Annotated in this window: 18 protein-coding genes and 1 pseudogene; 13 read left to right on the top strand and 6 right to left on the bottom strand. The window is 43.5% G+C overall.

Annotated features, from left to right (window positions below; genetic code table 11):
- From IPM95_09495 to IPM95_09480, 4 genes and pseudogenes are all read left to right on the top strand, one after another.
- On the top strand, positions 1–741 hold the full coding sequence (locus IPM95_09495) for an ABC transporter ATP-binding protein (protein ID MBK9329525.1): 741 nt from the start codon (positions 1–3) through the stop codon (positions 739–741).
- Positions 741–1,847, top strand: a complete 1,107-nt coding sequence (locus tag IPM95_09490) for an ABC transporter permease (protein ID MBK9329524.1) — start codon at positions 741–743, stop codon at positions 1,845–1,847. Before IPM95_09495 ends, IPM95_09490 begins: the two co-directional genes overlap by 1 nt.
- Positions 1,844–2,960 (top strand): annotated as a pseudogene (locus IPM95_09485) (ABC transporter permease). The gene IPM95_09490 and the pseudogene IPM95_09485 overlap by 4 nt, the downstream one beginning before the upstream one ends.
- Before the next feature lie 87 nt (positions 2,961–3,047).
- Positions 3,048–4,226 (top strand): MFS transporter, encoded by a 1,179-nt coding sequence (locus tag IPM95_09480; protein MBK9329523.1) that lies wholly within the window; start codon positions 3,048–3,050, stop codon positions 4,224–4,226.
- On the opposite strand, the gene IPM95_09475 is transcribed toward IPM95_09480, so the two are convergent.
- A complete protein-coding gene (locus tag IPM95_09475) occupies positions 4,227–4,808 on the bottom strand; it encodes a phosphoribosylglycinamide formyltransferase (protein ID MBK9329522.1) in 582 nt (193 codons plus the stop codon).
- Between the two features lie 59 nt (positions 4,809–4,867).
- On the opposite strand from IPM95_09475, the gene gmd reads away from it, so the two are divergent.
- The 8 genes from gmd (at position 4,868) to IPM95_09435 (ending at position 12,114) form a co-directional block, all read left to right on the top strand.
- Positions 4,868–5,980 (top strand): GDP-mannose 4,6-dehydratase, encoded by a 1,113-nt coding sequence (gene gmd, locus IPM95_09470; GenBank protein MBK9329521.1) that lies wholly within the window; start codon positions 4,868–4,870, stop codon positions 5,978–5,980.
- Between the two features lie 72 nt (positions 5,981–6,052).
- A complete protein-coding gene (locus tag IPM95_09465) occupies positions 6,053–7,003 on the top strand; it encodes a GDP-L-fucose synthase (GenBank protein ID MBK9329520.1) in 951 nt (316 codons plus the stop codon).
- 145 nt (positions 7,004–7,148) lie between these two features.
- Entirely contained in the window at positions 7,149–8,894 is a 1,746-nt protein-coding gene (gene aspS / locus IPM95_09460) for an aspartate--tRNA ligase (protein MBK9329519.1), read from the top strand.
- A 156-nt stretch (positions 8,895–9,050) separates the two neighbouring features.
- Complete coding sequence (locus IPM95_09455) at positions 9,051–9,719, top strand: hypothetical protein (protein ID MBK9329518.1); 669 nt, start codon at positions 9,051–9,053, stop codon at positions 9,717–9,719.
- A gap of 96 nt (positions 9,720–9,815) precedes the next feature.
- Positions 9,816–10,055, top strand: coding sequence for a DinB family protein (locus IPM95_09450; GenBank protein ID MBK9329517.1), 240 nt, complete (start codon positions 9,816–9,818; stop codon positions 10,053–10,055).
- 68 nt (positions 10,056–10,123) lie between these two features.
- Positions 10,124–10,513, top strand: a complete 390-nt coding sequence (locus IPM95_09445; GenBank protein ID MBK9329516.1) for a group III truncated hemoglobin — start codon at positions 10,124–10,126, stop codon at positions 10,511–10,513.
- A gap of 23 nt (positions 10,514–10,536) precedes the next feature.
- On the top strand, positions 10,537–11,259 hold the full coding sequence (locus IPM95_09440; GenBank protein MBK9329515.1) for a VIT1/CCC1 transporter family protein: 723 nt from the start codon (positions 10,537–10,539) through the stop codon (positions 11,257–11,259).
- 66 nt (positions 11,260–11,325) lie between these two features.
- Positions 11,326–12,114 (top strand): hypothetical protein, encoded by a 789-nt coding sequence (locus IPM95_09435; protein ID MBK9329514.1) that lies wholly within the window; start codon positions 11,326–11,328, stop codon positions 12,112–12,114.
- Position 12,115: 1 nt separating this feature from the next.
- On the opposite strand, the gene IPM95_09430 is transcribed toward IPM95_09435, so the two are convergent.
- Positions 12,116–14,185: a response regulator gene (locus IPM95_09430; GenBank protein MBK9329513.1), complete on the bottom strand. Its 2,070-nt coding sequence runs from the start codon at positions 14,183–14,185 to the stop codon at positions 12,116–12,118.
- Positions 14,186–14,262: 77 nt separating this feature from the next.
- Between IPM95_09430 and IPM95_09425 the strand changes: the two genes are divergently transcribed.
- Positions 14,263–15,033, top strand: coding sequence for a response regulator transcription factor (locus IPM95_09425; GenBank protein MBK9329512.1), 771 nt, complete (start codon positions 14,263–14,265; stop codon positions 15,031–15,033).
- A gap of 108 nt (positions 15,034–15,141) precedes the next feature.
- Here IPM95_09425 and IPM95_09420 read toward each other — a convergent pair whose 3' ends face one another.
- The 4 genes from IPM95_09420 to IPM95_09405 all read right to left on the bottom strand — a co-directional run bounded on the left by IPM95_09420 (position 15,142) and on the right by IPM95_09405 (position 21,237).
- Complete coding sequence (locus tag IPM95_09420; protein ID MBK9329511.1) at positions 15,142–16,929, bottom strand: acyl-CoA dehydrogenase family protein; 1,788 nt, start codon at positions 16,927–16,929, stop codon at positions 15,142–15,144.
- A 91-nt stretch (positions 16,930–17,020) separates the two neighbouring features.
- Entirely contained in the window at positions 17,021–18,199 is a 1,179-nt protein-coding gene (locus IPM95_09415; protein MBK9329510.1) for an acetyl-CoA C-acyltransferase, read from the bottom strand.
- A 31-nt stretch (positions 18,200–18,230) separates the two neighbouring features.
- The gene (locus IPM95_09410) at positions 18,231–20,621 is read right to left on the bottom strand and encodes a 3-hydroxyacyl-CoA dehydrogenase/enoyl-CoA hydratase family protein (GenBank protein MBK9329509.1); all 2,391 of its coding nucleotides are present in this window, start codon (positions 20,619–20,621) and stop codon (positions 18,231–18,233) included.
- 31 nt (positions 20,622–20,652) lie between these two features.
- Positions 20,653–21,237 (bottom strand): TetR/AcrR family transcriptional regulator, encoded by a 585-nt coding sequence (locus IPM95_09405; protein MBK9329508.1) that lies wholly within the window; start codon positions 21,235–21,237, stop codon positions 20,653–20,655.
- Positions 21,238–21,266 lie beyond the last annotated feature (29 nt).

The raw sequence follows: 21,266 nt of genomic DNA, 5'->3' as shown, positions 1-21,266 counted from the left end.
ATGCCTTCTGTCATCGTGTGTGATAAACTGACCAAACGATTCGACGATTTTATCGCAGCGGATGAGCTGACCTTCGAAGTGGGTAAAGGAGAGATATTTGGTTTTCTCGGCGCAAACGGTGCAGGCAAGACCACTGCCATGCGGATGCTCTGCGGATTGCTGAAACCAACATCCGGAACAGCAACCGTAACAGGTTATGACATCTATACGGAAACGGAAAAAATCAAAAAGAATATCGGCTACATGAGCCAGAAATTCTCCCTGTACGACAACCTGACGGTGAAAGAGAACATTCGTTTCTATGCGGGCATCTATGGCATGCGCAGTAAAGAAATCGCTGTAAAGACGGATGAACTGTTAGCTCAACTGCAATTACAGAATGAGGCTAAAACACTGGTGCGGGAATTGCCGCTGGGATGGAAGCAGAAACTGGCCTTTTCTGTATCCATCGTACATGACCCAAGCATCGTATTTTTAGATGAACCCACCGGAGGCGTGGATCCTGTAACGCGTCGGCAATTCTGGGATTTGATCTATTATGCCGCGGATAAAGGCGTAACGGTATTTGTCACCACGCACTATATGGATGAGGCGGAATACTGCAACCGGGTTTCCATCATGGTAGATGGCGTGATTGCAGCGCTGGACAGTCCGGCGGCACTGAAACAGCAATTCCAGGCACCGACCATGCAGGATGTATTTTATCAACTGGCGAGAAATGCCAAACGAAAAGCGGATTAATGAAACAACTCATCGTCTTCATACGAAAAGAATTCTTGCATGTCTTCCGCGACCGGAAATCACTGCTGATGCTGTTCGGATTGCCGGTGACGCAGATCATCCTGTTTGGCTTTGCACTCAGCAATGAGATTCGTGATTCGCGCATTGTCATCTGTGATTATTCCAAAGATGAAGTAACGCGTAAAATCATTGAGAAGATAGAAGCCAGCCGCTATTTCGATATCGAGGAAAATCTGCAAAGCGCACAACAGTTGGAAGCCGCCTTTAAAAAAGGTACTATAAAGATGGCAGTGATTTTTCCTGCCAATTTCGCCGAAGACCTGGCGCATACGAACAGGGCAACACTACAAGTGATTGCAGATGCCTCCGACCCCAACCAGGCCACCGCCATTACCGCTTATCTTTCTCAAATTGTGCAGGACTATAATTTAGGTTCCGGAAATATTTCCATGTTGCCGATGCAGATTGTTCCGGAAGTGCGCATGCTCTACAATCCTGAGTTAAAAGGCGCGCCGAATTTTGTACCCGGAGTAATGGCACTGGTATTGATGCTGGTCTGTACCATGATGACATCCGTGGCGATTGTCCGTGAAAAAGAACTGGGCACCATGGAAGTGTTGCTGGTATCACCGTTTAAACCGGCCTACATCATCATTTCCAAGCTGACACCTTACCTGATGATATCCATCATGAACCTGTTCATTATCCTGATTCTCAGCTCCACCCTGCTCGATTTGGAAATAAAAGGAAACCTGGTGTTATTGCTGTTTGAAAGCATTCTGTTTATCCTTACATCCTTATCCATCGGATTGTATATTTCTATCAATGCTGAAACACAGCAGGCTGCCATGATGAGTTCCTTACTGGGCATGATGCTGCCGACTTTACTACTGACCGGGTTTATGTTTCCGGTAGAAAATATGCCATTGCCATTGCAATGGATAGCGAATGCCGTTCCGTCGAGGTGGTTCTTCATCATCATCAAACGGGTGATGCTGAAAGGACTGGGATTCAGTTCGGTATGGAAAGAAACGCTGATACTTTCAGGTATGACCATTTTACTTTTTGCCGTCAGTTTGCGAAAATTCAAAATCAGGCTGGAATGAGGACGTTATTTTTTTTACTCGATAAGGAATTCAGGCAGCTGATGCGCAACCGGAACTTGCTGGCTGTACTTATCATTGCTCCAATCATACAATTGATCCTGCTGCCACTGGCAGCGAATTACTCCGTCAAGAACATCAACATTGCGGTAGTGGATAATGACCATAGTACATTGTCTCAAAAGTTAATCCATAAACTGACCGCCTCCGGCAATTTCAGGCTGACAGGTTATGCTGGACACGTATGATGAAGGACTGAAAATGGTGGAAGAAGATAAGGCGGACCTTATTCTCCAGATTCCGCTGAATTTTGAAAAGAATCTGGTGCGTGAAAATCATAATCAGGTTTATGTTGCCATCAACGCGATTGAAGGAACAAAGGCAAATCTGGGAGGAACTTATCTGGCCAGTATAATGAAAGACTTTAACGATAACGTACGGGTGAAATGGGTGCAGCAGCAAATGAGTCAAAAGCCACAGGTAATCGTTGCGGCCACCAATTGGTACAATCCATACATGAATTATCGCCTGTTTATTGTTCCGGCGATCCTTGTCACGCTGATTACCACCATTGCATCGATGCAATCGGCCTTCAATATAGTACAGGAAAAAGAGAGCGGAACGATTGAACAGATCAACGTCTCTCCCATCCAGAAACATATCTTCATCCTGGGCAAACTAATACCTTTTCTGGTATTGGGCATCATCCTCTTCACCCTTGGCCTTATTACCGCCTATATCATCTACGGTGTGGTGCCTGCGGGGAAATTATATGTATTATATATTGCCGTCATTGTTTATCTGTTTACCATGCTCGGCATGGGCCTGCTGATTTCCACCTATTCCAACACGCACCAGCAGGCATTATCGCTGGCATTCTTTTTTATCAATATCTTCAATATCCTCAGCGGCACCTTCAATTCGGTGGACAGCATGCCGAATTGGGCGAAAATACTGGTACAATTTTTTCCCCCTAGCCATTTTATCCGCATCACGAGGATGGTTATTTTAAAAGGCAGCGGGCTGACGGATATCAGCTATCATTTAGGCTGTATCTTTCTGATTGGAGTCGTACTCAATGGCTGGGCGATATTGAATTACCGCAAGACATCATAGTGCCATTCGGCTGAAAATGCAGGATGGTAAGGATAGCTAAAAACTTTGCATATCTTACATTATCATTTACATTCTAACGACACATCATTGAAATACATCACCCGCAGCATCCGGATACTATCACTTGTCAGCCTGTTTACCGACATGGCCAGTGAAATGCTATATCCTATTATGCCGATTTATTTAAAGACCATCGGATTTTCCATCCTGCTGATCGGCATACTGGAAGGCTTGGCGGAAGCCATTGCAGGATTGAGCAAAGGGTACTTCGGCAAACTTTCCGACCAAAGCGGCAAACGGGTCCCTTTTGTGCAATCAGGCTATCTGTTAAGCACCATTTCCAAACCCATGATGGCCATTTTCGCCTATCCGGTCTGGATCTTCTTTGCGCGTACCATGGACCGTTTCGGCAAGGGCATTCGAACGGGTGCGCGGGATGCCATGCTGTCCGATGAAGCCACGCCTGAAACAAAGGGGAAAGTATTTGGATTTCACCGTTCTATGGATACATTAGGTGCTGTATTAGGACCGTCGATTGCATTGCTCTATTTGTACTTTTACCCGGAACAATACAAAACGCTTTTTTACATTGCTTTCATTCCCGGCATGTTTGCCTTCATCTCTACGTTCCTACTGAAAGAAAAGCAAAGGCCTGTACCCGTAAAGAAAAAAACATCAGCTTCATTGTTTTCCTTCCTGCATTACTGGAAAGACAGTCCGGCAGAGTACCGTAAACTGGTGATCGGATTATTGGCATTCACCCTTTTCAACAGTTCGGATGTATTTCTGCTGCTCAAAGCCAAACAGTCCGGGCTGAGTGACACCCTGGTTATCGGAGTATATATTTTTTATAATCTGATATATGCACTATTTGCCTTCCCGCTGGGTATACTGGCAGATAAGATTGGACTGAAGTCTATGTTCATCAGCGGGCTTGTACTCTTTGTTATCGTTTATATCGGTATGAGTACCGGTTCGGGAATAACGTCGATAGCTATCTTATTTTTTCTGTATGGAATTTATGCAGCTGCAACAGAAGGTGTTTCCAAAGCCTGGATCAGTAATATTACCGACAAAAAAGATACAGCCACCGCCATCGGCACTTATACCGGATTTCAGAGTATCTGCACGATGATGGCCAGCTCACTGGCAGGATTAATCTGGTACAACTACGGAGCAGCAGCTACTTTTATCGTAACGGGTGCTGTAACCTCGTTCATCCTTTTGTATTTCCTGTTTGTTATGAAAAAACCGGAATCAAATTAATTAATTAAAATCAGAGCCGGAGAGATAAGTCTCTATAATTTTCGGGTAATACAGATGTTCCAGTTCCTGCACTTTCCGGGCAATCGTTTCCGGTGTATCTGTTTCTGTCAATCCAACCTTCTGCTGAAACAGGATTTTCCCCTCATCGTATTTTTCATTGCACAAATGAACGGTAATACCGCTCTCCTTTTCCCGGTTATTGTACACCGTATCATGCACATGCATACCATGCATTCCCTTTCCGCCGTATTTCGGCAATAAGGCGGGATGGATATTGATGATGCGGTCCGGATATTCCAAAAGAAGATTTTCAGGTATCATCCACAGGAAACCGGCCAGTACAATGGCATCAATCTGGTGTTTTTTAAGCGTTTGGAGCACCTCCTCCGAGTGGTAAAAGTTCTCTTTATTAAAGATGGATGATGGGATATGAAACGCTTCCCCGATTGCCCTGGCTCCTGACTGTTCTTTATTACTTATCAGCAATGCCACCTCAATTGCCGGATGCCCTTTGAAATAAGAACATATATTTTTCGCATTCGTCCCCGAACCCGACAGCAATACCGCAATTTTACGTTTCATTGATGCCGTAAAAAAACGAAAAAAAGTCTTATTTTTGCCATTCGCTTAATAAACAATTTATGAAGAAAGCTCTTATTACTGGCATTACAGGACAAGATGGCGCGTATTTGGCAGAACTTTTATTGAAAAAAGGGTACGAAGTGCATGGCATCAAACGCAGAAGTTCCCTGTTCAATACAGACAGAATCGACCACCTGTATCAGGATCCGCATATAGACAACCGCAATTTTGTGCTGCATTTCGGTGATTTGTCCGATTCTACCAACCTGATTCGCATCATTCATCAGGTGCAGCCGGATGAAATCTATAACCTGGGTGCCATGAGCCACGTAAAGGTGAGTTTTGACACCCCGGAATATACCGCCAATGTGGATGGCGTAGGTTCACTTCGTTTACTGGAAGCCATACGAATACTCAAACTGGAAAATAAAACTAAGATTTATCAGGCATCCACGTCTGAGTTATACGGCAAAGTACAGGAAATTCCGCAATCTGAAAAGACACCGTTTTATCCGCGCTCACCTTATGCCGTAGCTAAAATGTATGGTTACTGGATTACGGTAAACTACCGCGAAGCGTATGGCATCTATGCCTGCAATGGTATTTTATTCAACCACGAATCACCGCTGCGCGGTGAAACATTTGTAACCCGAAAGATCACCAGAGCAGTTTCCAAGATTGCCTTAGGACTGCAGGACAAATTGTATTTAGGAAATCTTAATGCCAAGCGCGACTGGGGACATGCTAAAGACTATGTGGAAGCCATGTATCTGATATTACAGCAGCCTGAACCGGATGACTATGTTATCGCAACCGGTAAAACGACGGAAGTACGCGAATTTGTACGCATGTCATTTAAGGAAGTAGGCATAGAAGTTGAATTTAAAGGTACAGGTGCGGAAGAAAAAGGATACATCGTTTCCTGTTCAAATCCGAAATACCAGGTGGAAGCAGGAACAGAAGTAGTGGCAATTGACCCTCGGTATTTTCGTCCAACAGAAGTCGATTTGCTGATTGGCGATCCAACCAAATCCAAAACCAAACTGGGCTGGGAACCTAAACACGACTTAGCGTCATTGGTAAAAGATATGATGCAGGCAGATATTAAGTTGTTTGAGCGGGACAAGTATTTACTCGAAGGCGGACACAAGATTTTTAACTATCACGAGTAGTCCATAGTCCATAGTCGACAGTCCATCGCGATTTGTCCTATTGACCATTGACTATTGACCACTGATAATACCATGGACAAGAACTCAAAAATATACGTAGCAGGACACAACGGCATGGTAGGTTCTGCGATTGTGCGTAAACTGCGAAAAGAAGGATTCAGCAACATTCTTTCAGCAAGTTCAAAGGAACTGAATCTGATTTCACAGGATGCTGTCAACACATGGTTTGAAGCCAATAAACCGGATTACGTTTTTGTTGCTGCTGCCAGGGTTGGCGGTATACATGCCAACAATACCTACCGCGCAGATTTTCTCTATCAGAACCTGATGATTGAGTGCAATACCATTCATGCAGCTTTCGAACACCAAGTAAAAAAGCTGTTGTTTCTTGGAAGTACATGTATCTACCCGAAAATGGCACCGCAGCCGCTTAAAGAAGAATATTTATTAAGTGGCGAACTCGAGAAGACAAATGAACCTTACGCCATCGCCAAGATTGCGGGTATTAAATTATGCGAGTCGTACAAAAAACAATACGGCTGCAATTTCATTTCCGCGATGCCGACCAATCTGTACGGACCGAATGACAATTATGATCTAAACAATTCGCATGTCCTTCCCGCGCTAATACGCAAATTTCACGAAGCGAAAATGAACCATGTTCCTGAAGTGGTGATGTGGGGAACCGGCTCGCCATACCGTGAATTTTTACATGCTGATGACCTCGCTGATGCCTTATTTTTTCTGATGGAAAACTACGAAGGCGAAACATTTGTCAACTGCGGCAGCGGTGTGGAAATAACGATTAAGGATCTGGCATTGCTGGTCAAAGAAATTGTAGGTTACGAAGGTACCATCGTACATGATACAAGCAAACCGGACGGAACGCCGCGCAAACTTACCGATGTAAGCAAGATACACGCGCTGGGCTGGAAACACACCATTAACTTACGCGATGGCATTTCAACTGTATATAAAGAGTTTTCTACCAATTATGATGCGATAGTGGGTAAGTATAGCTGAATAGTTAACCTAATCATTAACCTCTAATTAATATTTATCTTCTTATTTTTGTAAAAGTCATTCCCTTGCAAAAGGGAATCTCACCTTTCTGATATTTGAGATTCCCGCTTGCGCGAGAATGACGCTTACCATTTAACATTATACTATGTACAGAACTCACACGTGCGGCGAATTAAGACCGGAACATGTCAACCGACAGGTAAAACTTTCCGGATGGGTGCAAACCACCCGTAACTTCGGTGAATTGCTTTTCCTGGATTTGCGCGACCGGTATGGCATTACCCAATTGGTTTTCAATATGGATGCCAATCCGATGCTAGCGGAACGCGCCAAACGCCTGGGCCGTGAGTTTGTAGTGCAGGCTTCAGGAAAAGTGGTGGAGCGTTCCAACAAGAATCCGAAGAATCCGACAGGCGACATAGAAATCATCGTCAGCGATTTTAATATCTTATCCGAATCGAAGGTGCCGCCATTTACCATAGAAAATGAAACCGACGGCGGCGATGATATTCGTATGCAATACCGCTACCTGGATTTGCGCAGAAATGAAGTGCAGGAAAAAATCATCTTCCGCCATAAAGTGGGACACGAAGTGAGAACGTATCTGAATGCGAATGGATTCTTAGATATTGAAACACCCTTTTTGATTAAATCTACACCGGAAGGTGCGAGAGACTTCGTAGTGCCTTCCAGAATGAATCCCGGACAGTTTTACGCGCTGCCGCAATCGCCGCAAACCTTCAAACAATTGCTGATGGTTTCCGGTTTTGACAAATACTACCAGATTACAAGATGTTTCCGTGATGAAGATTTGCGTGCCGACAGACAGCCGGAATTCACGCAGATAGACTGCGAGATGGCGTTTGTAGAGCAGGAGGATATTTTGAACATGTTCGAAGGACTCATCAAACATGTTTTCAAAACGGTGAAGGGCATTGAACTGGGTGATTTTCCGCGCATGCAATACGACGATGCGATGAAAATCTACGGCAGCGATAAGCCTGACCTTCGATTCGGTATGCCGTTTGTGGATATGAATGAGCTGGTAAAAGGAAAAGGCTTTGGTGTTTTTGATAATGCTGAACTGGTGATTGGTATCAACGCAGAAGGTGCTGCAGAATATACACGAAAACAACTGGATGAACTGACGGACTTCGTGAAGCGTCCGCAAATTGGTGCGAGCGGTCTGATTTACCTGCGTTACAATCCGGACGGCACCTTGAAATCATCGGTAGATAAATTTTACAATGAGGACGAACTGAAAAAATGGGCTGAGGCTGCAGGCATGAAATCAGGCGATTTGTTGCTGGTATTATGCGGCAATATAGATAAAGTGCGCAAACAGATGAACGAATTGCGCCTCGAAATGGGCAACCGTTTAGGCTTGCGTAAAAAAGACGACTTCAAGCCGCTTTGGGTATTGGATTTTCCTTTACTGGAATTCAATGAAGGGGAAAACAGGCATTTTGCCATGCATCATCCGTTCACGTCACCGAAGAAAGAAGACATTGAATTTTTATATACCGATCCAGACCGCGTACGTGCGGATGCATACGATTTAGCCATCAACGGCGTGGAAGTGGGCGGCGGTTCCATCAGAATTTACGAGAAAGCATTACAGGCAGAGATGTTCAAACGGTTAGGGTTTACGGAAGAAGAGGCACAAAAACAGTTCGGATTCCTGATGAATGCGTTTGAATACGGAGCACCACCACACGGCGGACTGGCATTTGGTTTTGACAGATTGTGCGCGGTCTTAAACAGCGTGGAAACCATTCGTGATTTCATTGCTTTCCCTAAGAACAATTCAGGACGTGATGTGATGCTGGATTCTCCAAGTACGATTGATGAGAAGCAAATGAAGGAGCTGAATATCAAGACGACACTATAATTCGGATTGCAGCAGAATGTACAAGCCTGTTTTCCGCCTCTTGTCAGTTTTGGCTAAACATTTGTCAAAAAATTCATAGCTACTCCAAAAAAATACCCGTAAATAGTGAGATTTGTTAACTATTTTAGTAAATTCAGGAAACTAAATCCAAACCAAATGAAAAAGTATTTCCAACGTTTTATGATGCTGCTGATAGTTGCATCCTCCCTTTCCTTTGTTTCCTGCCAGAAACAGACTGCAGCCATAGCTACAGAAGCATTAGATGTTAAACTATCCAAAGATCAGGCATTCAAAGATGTACTTACATCTGCCGCTGATTTAGGAACCAAACTGGATATCCAGTCGCTGAACAATGACGCCAACATTGCAGAATTGAGAAGTATCGCTGCCAGTATCAATAATAAAACAGCCACTCCTCAGGATTATAACAGAGTAAAAGCCATCACCGGCGTTGCTTATGATGAATTTATCCTCGACTTACAAAAATTCGGGTTAGCGCTGAACACACTGGCCAAGAAATATCCTGAAATGAGCAAGATGAACCAAAACGATTTGTCTGCAACATTCACCAAGGCCATAAAAGCCAACCCTGAATTACAGAATTTCATCGGCAACCCCGCAGGTGTTACCGGACGAATAGCGGCATGCCCGTTAAAAGACTTGTGCAACCTGGCGGTCATCTTAGCTAAAATCTTTGGAGGTGATGCGCTTTGCGCTGCCATCAGCGTATCTACCATCCCCGTTATTGGTGGTGTATTGTGCCAGATTATCCTGACCATTGGTGTTTCCATCTTAACGGCTATCTGCAACGCCTTACCTTGTTAAACACAAACTATTTTATGCATAGAAAGGCTGTCATAAATGACAGCCTTTTTTTATAATTGAATCTAAAACGGCTCATTCGATAGTATTGTGCAAGCCATGGCATCCATCATACAGAGTCTGGAAGAAGCGCGCCGGAGAAGCAGAACAGATTTTATTGCATACCTGCAATCATTTCCTGATTCTGATCTGGATACGATATTCATTAATAGAAGCAGCGGGTTAAAACCTTTAGGAACTTTTTTAGCAGATATTGTGTATCATGAAGCATATCATGCAGGACAGGTTCAATTATGCTTACGCATCCTCCATATACCGATAGAACAAATATGGGATTAATTTGCCGGATGGCATATTTTATTAACGCTCTGAAAAATTTCAGGTAATTTAGCGAACAAATCTACAGAATGAAACCAGACATCTCCGCACGGCAAGACATCGATACTTTGGTAAAACTCTTTTACGATAAATTATTACAGGATGAACTCCTGCGGACCATCTTTCAGCAAACCGTACTTTCACACTTAGAACCACACCTGACCGTCATTGCCAATTTCTGGGACAGCATCTTATTGGATGCAGCTGTTTACAGGGGCAACGTTACGGAAAAACATATTGCTTTAGACGAAAGATTCCCTCTGAAAGAGCAGGAATTCAACCGATGGCTGTTTCTTTGGAAGGAAACGGTGGACGAGTTGTTTGAAGGAGAGAAAGCGGAAATGGCAAAATTCAGGGCACAGTCCATAGCAGACATTATGCAGTATAAAATAGATTACCTGAACAAGAATAAATCGTAATTTTCAGTACAAATCATAGCACCATGCATTTACATCCCGAACAAGACAGGAATCTTATCGACCACAATGAAGAGCATATACAGAGTTCCGATTTTATTAAGGATATTGTAATCGGCATGTCAGACGGCTTAACGGTTCCATTTGCACTTGCCGCGGGACTGAGCGGCGCCGTTGATTCCGCCTCTTTGGTGGTGACGGCAGGCATCGCAGAGATTGCAGCCGGTTCGATCGCCATGGGTTTGGGTGGATATCTGGCTGGACGTGCAGAGATTGACCACTTCGACTCCGAACAAAAAAGAGAGTATTACGAAGTGGAACATTTGAAAGAAAAGGAGGTGGCAGAAACGGAAGAGATATTCGCTTCCATGGGCTTAAGTGAATCAACCGTAAAGGCGGCAGTACAGGAGCTTTCCGTTGACAAAGACAAGTGGGTCAATTTCATGATGAAGTATGAATTGGATCTGGAAACACCAGACCCGAAACGTGCCCGCAATTCCGCCTTAACAATAGGTTTCTCCTATATTGCCGGGGGTATCATTCCGTTATCCCCTTATTTCTTTGTATCCCATCCTGCGGATGGGCTGTTATATTCAGCCGGTGTCACACTCATCAGTTTATTCATATTCGGATATTTTAAATCCAAATTAACCGGTCAGCCATTATTTAAAGGCGCCCTTAAAGTAATGGCCATAGGCGCAATCGCAGCAGCAGCAGCCTATGGAATTGCCAGATTATTCGGAGAATAACCGTTCTTGAAAAATTAATATGCATTGTTGGCAATTCTTAATTAATTTCAAGTATAAAACCATGCTATGGAAAATCAAGAATTAGACAACGAACTGCTGAATCAGAAAAACGGCAAATCACTCCGCTCCTTATTGGAGAACGGTTATGAAACCAATTCCATAGAATATATTAAAAAGGGAATTGAACTTTTCAAGCAGGACATTGGTTCATTTATCGGTTTTATTCTTATTGTAGCCGTTGCACAGGGCATTATCAGTTCAATTCCGTTTGTGAAGGGATTTGCCAGTGCTGTTATCGCACCGATTCTGGCAGGTGGGTTTATTGTTGCCAGGATGATAGATCAGAAGGAGGCCCGTTCTTTCTCCAATTTTTTTGACGGCACCAATAAATATACTCCGCTGGCCATCGTCACACTGATTCCTACCGTTATCATCGCTGCCATCTTTTTAGTAATTGGAGGATGGTCTTACTTTAAGGTTGCATTCCTGGGCATTAAACCGGCGTTCGATATAAATCACTTCAGCGGTATGAATTTCTCCTATAGCTCCTTGTATGGATTTGCAGGCAGATCCGGACTGGCCGGACTTATTGCAGCGGTCATATCCGTTCTGTTCCTCTTCGGTACCTTTCTGGTTTTATTCGAAAACTTTGAGCCTGTAAAAGCACTGGATATCAGCAGAAAAATTATCGGGAAGAAATTCCTGAATTGGGTGGGTTTCTTATTTTTAATTGTTTTGTTTAATGTTGCCGGAGCAATCTGCCTGCTGGTTGGCCTGTTGGTAACGATACCCAGCAGTATCTGTGCATTATACGTGGCTTATGAAGATGTGGTAGGATTAAATCTGAGAGATTAACCTATTTCAGCATCTTGTCCAGCAAAACAAAAAACTGTTCCACATCAAATGGCTTGGGCAGATACCCGTCAAAACCGAAAGACAGGAATTCATTGTCCCCGTCCGTAATGAGGCTGGCCGTACTGGCTATAACCTTAATCTTTTTTAACTTCTTATCTTTTCGTATGGCTGACAAGGCCTCAAAGCCATTCATCTCCGGCATATCCAAATCCATGATAACGAGGTCTGCACGCTCCTGTTTTAATATCTCAAGCGCCTTCAATCCGTTCTCCGCCTGATGTATGTTTATTTCCTTGTTAAAGAACCGAAGCGTTTCACTCAATACAAACCGATTATCCTCGAAATCGTCTGCAATCAAGACAGACTTACCGCTAAGGAAAACCGCATCCTTTAGGATTGCAGAAAAATCTGCTTCTTTTTGCACGGGTGCTTTTTCAAATGGCAGAGAAATGATAAAACGGGTTCCTTCATTAATCTTACTTTTTATGGTGATGGTTCCATTCATTAACTCCACCAGTTTTTTAGAAATCGCCAGACCAAGTCCGGTTCCTTTATATTTCTTCTGCACGTTGGTTCTCACCTGTTCATATTCATCAAAGATGGTATGCAGTTTATTTTGGGGAATACCGATACCGGTATCACTCACTTCCAGTCGAAGCGTATTTTTATTTTTTAATTTTGCAGCAAAATGGACCGTCCCCTGTGTCGTAAATTTGATGGCATTTCCTATTAAATTAGTCAACACCTGAGTAAGCCTTAAAGGATCAGAGAAGATCGGAAAATTAATCTTTTCATCCACCTTACAGGACAGTAATAGCTTCTTGGATACAGCCGACTGTTCCATAGTCGACTGTATACTTTCAAAGACATCATTCAGCCATACCGGTTCGTATTCGATTTCGAGCCTGCCGGCTTCCATTTTGGAAACGTCTAAAATATCGCTGATGATCCCCAGCAGATTCTCACCTGATTTTTTGAGTGTATGCAGATACCGGATATGCTCCGGTTTGGGTTCATCGTTCAGCATCAGGGAAGAAGTTGCTAAGATGATATTCATCGGCGTTCGGATTTCATGGCTGATGGTGGCAATGAATATACTTTTTGCTTTAGCCGTTTCTTCGGCCACCAGCCTTTCTCTTTTCGCATCTTCCAATCCTATCTTTGCATGGAGGATATTGTTATCATCCGAATACCCTCTTTCCAGCAGTTCCAGCTTATTGTCATAATATTTCTTGACATAATAATATGCCTTCTCATAGTTCCTCTTATGCTCATACAACAATGCCAGGTACTCAAACACAACAGCTCGTGTAGTGTTATTACCTTCCGTAACGAGTTTTTGTTCCGAATCTAACAGCAGATTTTCCGCCTGTTCATAATTCCCGATTTCAAACTGCATGATGCCGTAGCTTTTAGTAATATCAGAAAGATAGGCTCCCTCATTTTCCCGGGAATATTTCATGCCGAGTTTGAAATACTTTTCGGCTTCCTTGTATTTCTTCATCTTGCGCATCAGGATGGCGTAACTTACATGCGCTCGTAATTTTATCAGCGGAAGATTAATTTTGCGTTCCTTCTCAATAGCGCTGATTAAATATCTCTTTGCATCCTCCAGCTGATCTGCCCAGTTAAATACATTTCCCAGCAACAATTCAAACTCTACTATTTTATCCCTCTTCCCCAGGCGTGTGGCAAGCGACAATCCCTGCTGAAAGATTTCCATGGATTTCTTAAACTGCCAGATACTTTGCTGCAATCCTCCGATTTTTTTATACTGGGTCAGCTGTAAATCATATTCTTCATTATCCGCATAAATATGCAGTGCCTTTTCCATATTTTCAAAAGCATGCAAAAAATCCTTTAATTCGTAAAAGATATCTCCAATATCTTCATATAACTTCGCGCACTCCACACAATCCTTCACATCTTGTTTTTGGGTAATGATATCTGAATAAGCTTCAATAGCTTTCACATATTCCTTATTATTTTTAAGGGACAGGGCTTTCCGGTACATCGCCTCAAACTCGGCACGTTGCGTATCCGGTATGGTATTTTTTACCTTAATGGTCATTTCCGGGTAAGATAACTTGTTTATAGTTATTAAATTTAAGTATAATTTACTACATTTAATACACACAACAAGCAGCTATGATAAGTGCCGTTATAATTGAAGACGAGCCTATCTTTCAGGAAATACTCAAGAAAGCTATCCTTCAAACAGGTTTGAGCATCCGAATTGATGGTATTTGCAACTCAAAAAGAGAGGCTAAAAAGGTTTTGCCTGCCATACAGCCTCAATTGGTCTTTTTGGATGTGGAATTGGCAGATGGAAAAGGGGTTGATTTACTGAATGAATTGGAGTCCACTGATTTTGAGATTATATTTACCACATCACATGACAAATATGCCATTAACGCCATTAAGAATAATGCGGCGGATTACCTCCTTAAGCCCATAAAAGAGAAAGAATTAAAAAAGGCAATTGAGAAAGTCGTTAGGCGGCTGGAAGAAAAAGAGACATTGAAAGAAGCATCCAGGATACAGGCCTATCTGGACAAAATTAAATCGGAACAACAGCAGGATTCCAAACTCATGGTACCGACAAAAGACGGCATGATTTTTATAAAGGTCGGTGATATCATCCGCCTGCAGTCGGAAAGTAACTATACGTTGTTTTATTTAACGGGCAACAAGAAAGTTCTGGTTGCCAAGACGCTTAAGAATTTTGAAGATAAATTACTACCCTATAATTTTATGCGTATTCATCAGTCACATCTGATTAATCTGGCACACATGAAAGAGATAGACCACGGCGATAATTTTGCTTTAATGACAGATGGCAGCAAAGTGGAGATTTCCAAAAGGAAAAAGAAAGAATTCTTAGATTCATTGGGGAAGAGTAATTCGACAATAGCGTAGTTATAAATCGTTCATTTGCACCACTCCATCGTCAGTCTCTAAAAAACAACGAAAGCCATGTCAGATAAACGGCATGGCTTTCTTTTGATTCGACTGTTTGTCCTTTTTTTATAAATTATATTTTCCTGCTTCAATAATTTTTGCAGCTATATGCCGGCGTGCTTCTTTTACATTCACCGGTTCATATTTGGTGAAACGTTTCAAGCCCATCAGCATGATGCGCAGTTCATCCCCTTCAGCAAATGACTGTAAGGCATCTTTACCATTTATATTAATGCGATTCAGAGCATCGTTGAAGAATACTTTCAGGATATCGACATACACCTGCTCTGCCTTATCGCCTTTTTCAAAGATTTTTTTCACACGCAACAACAGGGATTCCATTACATAAATGTCAATCAGCATATCGGCGGCATTCATGATGATTTCCTGCTCATCTTTCAGCTTAGCCATCAGCTTTTGCACGGCACCTCCTGCTGTCAGCAAGAATGCCTTCTTTGCATTCTTCAATGCCTTTTCCTCTGCTGCAAACCGGCTATCGCTTTCATCCCCGAAATCAGGAACGCTCATCAGTTCTTTCTGAATGGCCATACCGGGTGTCATCAAATCTATTTTACCACCCATTGCACGTTTCAATAACATATCAATGGACAACAGCCGGTTAATTTCGCTGGTACCTTCGTAAATACGGGCAATTCGGGAATCACGGTAAGCACGCGGTGCACCGGTCTCTTCAGAAAAGCCCATACCGCCGTGTATCTGTACGTTTTCATCCACCACAAAATCCAACACTTCAGAACCGTATACTTTGATGATAGCACACTCGATGGCATATTCTTCCGCAGCACCCAATAGTGATTTTGCGAAGTCAGCACCTTGTTCTTTCAGAATCACCTCCGTGTTTTCAATATCATCGGCACAACGGTAAGTCGCGACTTCCAATGCGAAGATACGAATGGCCATTTCGGCAATTTTATGCTGAATGGCACCAAATGTGGAAATGGATTTATTGAACTGATTCCTTTCGATAGCGTAGTTCACTGCCATATTGAATGTTTCGCGCGCACCGCCTAAAGCAGTAGCACCCAGTTTGTATCGTCCGATGTTCAGGATATTAAATGCAATCAAATGGCCTTTACCGCGCTCGCCCAGCATATTCTCCACCGGTATTCTGCAATTTTCAAAAAACACCTGACGGGTAGAAGAACCTTTGATACCCATTTTATCTTCTTCCGCACCCAATGTTAAGCCGGGTGTGCCTTTTTCTACCAAGAATGCCGTGAATTCTTTGCCGTCGATCTTTGCAAACACGGTAAATAAGTCTGCGAAACCTGCATTGGTAATCCACATCTTTTGACCGTTCAGAATCCATTCTTTCCCATCCTCACTCAATGTTGCAGTAGTCTTAGCTCCCAAAGCATCTGAACCTGAACCCGGCTCTGTGAGACAGTAAGAAGCCGCCCACTCGCCGCTGGCTAATTTGGGTAAATAGTTGCGCTTCTGTTCTTCTGTTCCGAAATATAAGGTTGGCAACGTTCCGATACCTATATGACAGATAGACGTAGTCGCGAATGAACCGGTGCGGCCGTATTCTTCAGCAATGATACAACCTGTGATCACGTCCTGTTCCATACCACCGTAAGCCTCCGGAATTGCCGTTGACAACAAGCCCAGTTCACCGGCTTTTGCCAGCAATTCTTTCGACAAACCAGGCTCTTGTTTTTCGTACTCTTTCCATCTTGGCATAACTTCTTTCTCCACGAAATCTGAAGCCATGGATCGTACCATCTGCTGCTCTTCCGTATAGTCTTCCGGTGTGAACACCATTTCGGTTGTGGAATCCTTGATGATGAATTCACCCCCTTTTAATGCTAATACTTTTTCTGTTGTTGACATTTTATTTGGATTTTGAGTGATGTTATGTGAGATTATGAGATTTGGAAAGTGATTAAAATTATTTCACTTCTCTGTTCTCAAATCTATTTTCCTATTTCAATCGTTCAATAATTCCTGCAATACCCTGGCCACCGCCGATACAAGCCGAGACCATACCATAACGTTTATTCTGACGACGCATTTCATTGATCAACTGAACGGATAATTTCGCTCCGGAGCAACCCAGCGGATGGCCCAATGCAATTGCACCACCATTCGGGTTGATGATATCCGGATTCAATCCTAATGTCCGGATAACCGCCAGGGACTGAGCCGCGAATGCTTCGTTCAATTCAATCATATCGATATCTTCTATTTTCATGCCGGCTAATTGCAATGCACGCGGAATGGCCACCACAGGACCTATCCCCATGATGCGTGGCTCGCAACCCACCACTGCACTTGTTACCAAACGTGCAATCGGTTCAATGTTCAGTTCTTTCACCATTTTTTCTGACATCACGATGACGAATGCCGCACCGTCAGATGTTTGAGAAGAGTTACCTGCCGTTACAGAACCTTTGGCTGCAAATACGGCTTTCAGTTTTGCCAGTCCTTCCACGGTAGTGTCTTTACGTGGACCTTCATCGGTATCTACCACGTAAGAACGAGTCTTTCTTTTATTGTTCTGCAGATATACTTCTTCCACCGTTACAGGAACGATTTCATCCTTGAATTTTCCAGCTTCAATTGCAGCCATCGCTTTCTGATGGGAGTTGAATGAAAACAAATCCTGGTCTTCTCTGGTAATATTGTATTGTGTGGCCACCGCTTCTGCCGTCAATCCCATCGAAGAGTAATAATCAGGCGTGGTAGATGCGATACCGTAATTCAAAACCGTTCTCCAGCCTGTCATGGGCAGTAAGGACATGGATTCGACACCACCTGCGATGATACAGTCTGCCATGCCTGCCTTGATTTTAGCCGTCGCCATTGCGATGGTTTCCAATCCTGATGCGCAATAACGGTTCACCGTTACACCACCAACAGACAATGGCAATCCTGCACGCAATACGATCATACGACCGATCTGCATCCCTTGTTCCGCTTCCGGTATGGCGTTTCCACAGATTAAATCATCGATTCTTGCCGGATCCAATCCCGGAACAGAGGCGACCAGATGTTTTACCACGTCCGCACCTAAATCATCCGGACGATAAAAGCGGAAACCGCCTTTTTTAGCTTTGCCGATTGCTGAACGGTAACCGGCTACTATATATGCTTCTTGCATTGTATTTTAAATTTAAATTTTAGTAATTAGATTAATTTCTCAATGGCTTTCCGGTTGTCAGCATCGCCTGAATTCTTTCCAGTGTTTTCTTTTCACCGCAAAGTGACAGGAATGCTTCTCTTTCCAGATCCAGCAAATATTGCTCATTCACAGTCGTTGGCGCCGATAAATCACCACCGCACATTACGTAGGCAACTTTTTGGGCGATTTTTGCATCGTGCTGTGAAATATACCCCCCAGCGATGAATGACTCCACACCTACAGTCAATGTACCCAGACCGGTTCTACCCAAAACCTGTATATCATTTCTGTGAGCAGGCTGTGAATATCCTTCTTCGCTTAAGCGCAACACTTCCTGTTTCGCTTCCGCAATCACGCGTTTTGCATTGATAACGACTCTGTCCTTATTTTTTCTCATCAAACCCGCATCGAACGCTTCAGCAGCGGATGTAGCCACTTTCGCCATCGCGATGTTTAAGAAATTATCCTGTAAGGATTGCAACATCGGGTCACCGTTTTTGAAACTGTCCGAAGTACGCAATGCCAGTTCTTTCGTTCCGCCGCCGGCAGGAATCAAACCAACACCCACTTCCACCAAACCGATATAGGTTTCAGCAGATGCCACCACCACATCAGAGTGCATGGTCACTTCACAACCGCCGCCCAATGTCATACCGTGAGGCGCTGAAACGACCGGAACGGATGAATATCTGCAACGCATGGTCGTTTGCTGGAACTGACGGACCGCGATATCGAGTTCATCATATTCCTGATCCATCGCCAGCATGGCAATCATCATCAGGTTGGCCCCTACGGAGAAGTTGGGCGCATCGTTTCCAATGACCAATCCTTTGTATCCGCCTTCCGCGATTTCAATGGATTTGTTGATAGCCTGCAATACATCACCGCCCAATGAATTCATTTTGGATGTGAACTCCAGATTCAACACACCGTCGCCGATATCGTGTAAGGTGCCGCCGCTGTTTTTCCAAACCGGTTTGTTGCCGCGTAAATTATCCAGAATGATGAATGATTCAGCGCCCGTAATCGTTTTGTAAGCTTTAGAAGCCTGGTCGTAATATTTTTTTACACCGTTTTCCACTTTGTAGAAAGACGTATTTCCTGCATCCACAAAATCCTTAACCCACTGGCTAATGGCTAAGCCATCTGCCTCCGCCAGTTCTATCCCTTTCTGAACACCTACGATATCCCAGTACTGGAACGGACCGATTTCCCATGCAAAACCTGCACGCAGCGCATCGTCCACTGCATATAACACATCTGAGATTTCAGGAACACGGTTGGAAACATACGCAAATAAACCTGCCAAAGAACGTTTCACCAGTTGTGCCCCTTTATCGTCCGCTTTGATGAATGCATTTACTTTTTCACTTAAACTCTCCACTTTTTTGGAGGCATCCAGTGATGCAAATTTCGGTTTTCCGGTTGGCTCGTACTGCAAGGTATCTAAACGCAGGGAGAATGAATTTCTTTTCTCGTCTTTGTAGTAATATCCTTTCTTGGATTTGTTACCAAAAAATTTGTTATCCAGTAAGAACTGAACATAGGCCGGCACTTCGAATGCACCTGCCTGCTCGTCGTTCGGACAATTTTCCTTGATGCCCATCATTACTTTCGTACCGGTATCGTTACCCACCAAATCAGACAATTTGAAGGTGCCTGTTTTCGGACGACCGATCGCCGGACCTGTCAACGCATCCACTTCTTCGATGGTCAATCCTAACTCCTGAGTCAACTGGAATACTTTTGCCATCGCGTATACACCGACACGGTTCGCGATGAACGCCGGCGTATCTTTACACAATACCGTTTCTTTTCCGAGGAACACATCACCGTAGTGCATCAGGAAATCCACTACGCTCTGGTCTGTTTTGGCCGTTGGGATGATTTCCAGCAATCTCAGGTATCTGGGAGGGTTGAAAAAGTGCGTTCCGCAGAAATGTCTCTGGAAATCTTCGCTCCTGCCTTCCGTCATCAGATGGATAGGAATACCGGAAGTATTGGAGGTTACCAGTGTTCCCGGCTTTCTCAATTTATCAACTTTTTCAAACACCTGCTGTTTGATATCCAGGCGTTCGATAACGACTTCAATGATCCAGTCGCAATCTTTAATCTTCGGCATGTCGTCGTCGAAGTTGCCCAACGTTACTCTCGCTGCAGAGGCTGCACTGTATGCCTGTGCCGGTTTTGACTTCAAGGCAAATGCGAATGCGTCATTCACGATTCTATTCCGCATTTTGGGATTTGCCTTTTCCTCTTCTTTCAGGTCGAATGGTACGATATCCAGCAACAGCACTTCAAGGCCGATATTGGCTAAATGCAATGCGATACCTGAACCCATGACGCCTGAACCCAATACGGCTACTTTTTTAATAGCTCTGTTTTGTGTTTTTGCTTCCATGTTCAGTTTGTATAATTATATAATGAAATGATTAGTTATTTTGTTTAAGATCTGCCAAAGTATATGCGGCAAATCGGCTTAATAAGCGGTCATAAGCATTTTTAATATACCTGGCATCTTTAAAGATGCGGGTCATCATAACCGCCCCTTCAAATTCAGCCACGGTCTGTTCCGACAGTTTCTTGGCATCGTCCTCATTGGTGATTTCTTTGAAAACGTATTCCACCGCACTCATCCATTCTTTGTAAAAATCACGGATATGCTCTGCAAATTCAGGTATGGCACGCGCCGTTTCCACTCCAATGTTTCCCATAATGTTTCCATCGGACAACAAGGCCCTTTCAGATTTTTTGAACATCTTTTCCATGCGTTGCTGCGGCGTCAGGGTTTGGTCATAGGCAATGGAAAAAACTTCTTTCTGGAAAAACTCATGTGCATATTTAATGACTGCACTCATCAGTGCCTCTTTACTGGGGAAGTAATGGTACAAACTACCTTTGAGCAGGCCGCAGGCTGCAGCTATATCAGCTATCGAAGTGTTGTGATAGCTTTTCTGACGAAAAAGCTTCAGCGACTGTTTTAAAATATCTTCGACACTTACTTTTTGCTTAGGCACTTTCTTGGAATTAAGAGACTAAAAATAAT

It is taken from the genome of Sphingobacteriales bacterium, assembly GCA_016719635.1.
GTDB lineage: Bacteria > Bacteroidota > Bacteroidia > Chitinophagales > JADIYW01 > JADJSS01.
This window is presented reverse-complemented; position numbering and strand designations above follow the sequence as displayed.